The organism is Neisseria sp. P0021.S006 (genome assembly GCF_051956895.1).
In genome coordinates, this window is sequence record NZ_JBQCWZ010001132.1 from 1 (window position 1) to 488 (window position 488).

The following is a 488-nucleotide window of genomic DNA, read 5'->3' on the forward strand; positions in this document are numbered from 1 at the left end:
TTATCAGTTGTGGACGCCATGGTTCAGCACCATCGAATTCCACACCTTCTGGGATAGTGAACCAAGAAGCTTCTTTAAATGTAGGTGCACCTTCGGCGGGTAGGGTAACTGCATGTTCGTGTTGCGCGTCGGTAAAGTGGGAGTTGGTGTTGTTTTGAATCATTTCAATGCGGTCGGAGGTGCCACCGCGGACATGACTCGGACCTTTCTGGGGGTGGTGGTCTTTGTTGGTCGTTGTTGTGGTTTTTTGGTTGGGTTTTGGGTGTTTTTGTGGGTTGTTTTGGTTGGTTTTGTTTGGGGGGTTTTTGTTGGTGGGGGGTTGGTTGGTTGGTGTGGTGTGTGGGTTGGTGGGTGTGTTGTTGTTGTTGTTTTGTTTTGTGTGGTTTGTTGTGTTTGTTTTGTTGTTTTTTTTGGGTGGTTTGTTGGTTTTGTTGGTGGGGGTGTGTGGGTGGTTGGTGGTTTTTTGTTTTGGGGGTGTGTTGTGTGGT

The 488-nt window shown here is 48.0% G+C and carries 1 pseudogene; it reads right to left on the minus strand.

Going from position 1 to position 488, the window contains the following annotated elements:
- Nucleotides 1-488 (minus strand): annotated as a pseudogene (locus ACTHUM_RS19110) (regulatory protein NosR); the annotation flags it as partial.